This is a genomic window from Streptomyces sp. NPDC057654 (genome assembly GCF_042800135.1).
Taxonomy (GTDB): domain Bacteria; phylum Actinomycetota; class Actinomycetes; order Streptomycetales; family Streptomycetaceae; genus Streptomyces.
On record NZ_JBHVHQ010000945.1, the window covers coordinates 1 to 3152 of the forward strand.

At 72.0% G+C, this 3152-nt stretch carries 2 protein-coding genes; one reads left to right on the forward strand and one right to left on the reverse strand.

Annotation, left to right across the window (positions count from 1 at the left end; translation table 11 throughout):
- A partial coding sequence (locus ACFU99_RS38675; RefSeq protein WP_384401902.1) for a hypothetical protein occupies positions 1-2906 on the reverse strand: 2906 nt, incomplete at its 3' end.
- Here ACFU99_RS38675 and ACFU99_RS38680 point away from each other — a divergent pair.
- The coding region (locus tag ACFU99_RS38680; protein ID WP_384401905.1) for a hypothetical protein at positions 2905-3152 on the forward strand (248 nt) is incomplete at its 3' end. The genes ACFU99_RS38675 and ACFU99_RS38680 overlap by 2 nt on opposite strands.

The window sequence follows — 3152 nt, forward strand, 5'->3', positions numbered from 1 at the left end:
GAGCGGGAGGGCGGCACCCGGCCCGGCGCCTGGCTCGGTGCCTGGCCCGGTGCCTGGGGCCGCTGCGCCCGCGCCGTCTCGCGCGCCCGCGGTGACGACAGGAGCCCCGGACCGGCGAGACGCCGGCCCTTGCGGACTCCGAAGAGCCGGGCGCGGCTCCCCTGCTCGGGCAGCCGCAATGGACCGCTGAGCCGCTCGAACCCGCGGAACTGGCTGCTTTCCAGGGCCGCGAAGGGGTTGTCACCTCCCAGCGAGGGGAGCTGCGGGTCGGGGATCCCCATGTCGCGCTGGTGCGTACGCCCGGTGTCCCAGCCGCCCCACTCCCGCGCGTCGCCGTTGGTGATGCGCATCATGGTGTTGGCGTCGAACGTGCCGTGCTGCTCGGCCTCATCGATGCCCCGCCGCCTCAGGTGGGGCGGGGGGCCGAAGCCGGTGATGTCGTCCGGCGAGTGGAAGACGACCCGCAGCTTCACCGGGACGCGATAGGACCCGTGCGGCCTCGGCAGCTGACCGGACCCGCTCCCCGAGGCGCTGTCCATCCGCGAGGTGACGATGGTCGAGGAACTGGACTGGGTCGTGTTGTCGTTCCGGGCGGTGTTGAGGCCCACTTCCGCCGTCACGCTCGCGCGGAGCGCCGTGAGGTTGGCCACCCAACCGCCGGACAGAGCGACGGACGCGTTCTTGTTGACGGCCCGTTCCAGGGCCGCCGCGTCGCTCGACTCCCCGTCGATGCGGATGATCTCCTCGTAGAAGGGACGGTCGAGAGCCGCGGTCGCCTCGTGGTGGATGCGGTAGCTGAAGTAGCCCACCGCGCCGCCGCCGACGTCGATCGCGGGCGTCCTGACCTCGTCGAGCGTCGCGCTCGTCGCGCTCCTGCGCAGGGCGCTGGACTGGAACGCCTCAAGAATCTGCCGCGCGCCCTCCTTGTCCAGCGTGAGCCCGGCATACTTGTGGGCCACGCCCAGCGCCCAGTCGATCAGGCCCGCGGGCGGCGCGAAGGCATCGACCGTCACCTGCTCGGGCCGTACCCGCTCCGGGACGCGGATCTCGCGCGGCAGCCCCAGCGGGCCCGGCGGCACCTTCCGCGTCATGCTCGTGGGAACCCGCCAGTGGAAGCCGTTACGGACCCCGAGCCGCAGCACGTGCGGCGAATCGCCGGCGGGGAGCAGCCCGCCGCGCTCCTCGCCCTGCACGTATGACTTGACGTCGAAGACGACGCCGTTGACGTACAGATGACTGTCGGCGGGCCCCTTCACCCGCTCGATCCGCAGCCCGCCGCGGGTACGGGAGATGACGAAGCTCACCTGGTTGTAGCTGCCGGAGAGCCGCAGCGTGACAGTGCCGGTCTCACCGAGGCCGGGCCACATGCTGATGGGCAGGCTGAACCTGCGGTTGGAGGTCAGCTGATGGGAATCGGACTCCTTCAGGCTGAACCGCTGACGCCGCTCGACCTTGATGTCGTAGGCGTCCTGGTAGCGGGAGTAGTCACCGGCGTTGCGGGCGCGGATGACCGCCATGTGCCAGACGCCGTCGGATCCCCGGTAGTTCAACGCCACACCGCTGCCGACGGAGCCCGGCTCGGTGCTGTCCTCCAGCGCGTCCGGCTCCGGGATGGCGGAGACGAAATCCTCGGGGAACTCCTGGAGCTTCCTCAGCAGTCTCGCGCGGAAGCCCGCCTCGTTCCCGGAGTGGACGTCCAGGGCGTCGACGATGGCGTCGGCCACCCGCCCGGTCTGCCGGAACGCCAGTTCCGTGCCGCCGATCGTGACGGCGTGCCTGGCCAGGCTGCTCCCGTCAGGAAAGGTCTGGAGGTCGCCCTCGGTGAAGGAGGGGTCCTCCTCGCCCCCCGGGGTGATGCGGTAGACGTTCGTGACGCTGTCCGACGCCAGACGCGCGATCGGCATCGTGACCTGGCCGCCGCCGACGTTCTCCGGGGGCGCGCCGTCCTCCTCCCGGGGCGCGGTCAGCACCTCGCGGTGGAGATCACGCAGGTAGTCCAACGCCTGATTGCTCCGGCGGCCGTCGTCCCAGGCGCCCCGCTCCGGCAGGGGCCGCCCGGACCCGGCTGCCTCCAGCGCGGCCTGCTGTGCCAGCCACCCGACGTGCGAGGCCCACTTCCGCTGCTCGTCCGCGGTCAGCGGCCGCGGCTCGGTCAGCTGCGGCTCGGTCCGCTGCGGAGCCTGGTCGCCGGCCTGCCGCGGGGCCTGCTCCCCGGACTGCTCTGACGGCTTCTGCCCGGACCGCTCCGGCGTCTGGTCGCCGGTCGCGGGGAGCACGGGGTATCCCTGCTCCCGCGTCCCCGGGAGCACGGGATCCGGTCGGTTCAGCTCGCGCCGCTTCTGGGTACGGGCGTCCTCCAGGGCCTGCACGCGTGCCGAGAGTGCGCCGATGCCGACGGGCTCCCGCGAATCCGGCGTGCCGTGGATGAGGCCCCGGAGCCGGCTCTCGTCGAGAGTGATCTCCTGAGCCGTGTCCTCCCGCAGAGCACGGTCCATGGCGATGAAGAGGGCGCGCACGAGCGGGTCGTCCTGGTCCAGTTCCCGGCCGGTCTCCTCCTCACGGCCAGTTTCCTCCTCGCGGCCAGTTTCCTCCTCGCGGCCAGTTCCCTCCTCGCGGCCGGTCTCATCGGACCGGTCCGTGCCCGGCTCCTGGGCGGTGCCGTAGCCCTCCTCTCCGTACACCGCCCCGGAGGTGTCCCGCGCCTGCGAGCCTTCTTCATGAGGCAGAGCGGCGAAGCGCACCGTCTTCTTCGAGGCCCCGGGGCTCGCGGAGCCGGAGTCATCGGCAGTGGAGTCGGCGGCGGAGACGTCGGCGGCGGAGGGAGCCGGTCCGGCGCGCTCGCCGGCCTCTTCGGGCCTCCAGCCGGTGTCCCGGGCAGTGGTACCCAGTGCGGGGAAGGCTGTCATGGTTGCGGACGCTGTCGTGGGCATGGGCTCGTCGCCGAAGTCCTCCGTGAACTTCGACCTGCGCGGCGTCTGTGTGATCTGCTGCGCGGGCGTCGGTTCCGGGGTCGTGGTCTCCGGTTCCAGTTCGCTTTCGGCCTGCGCCCACAGGGCACGGAACCCGGCCAGGATGTACGGGTTGTCCTGGCTGCCGAGGGCTTCCGACCGGCCCGGCCCGTACAGCCTCCGCAACAGCGGCAGCAGCTCCGG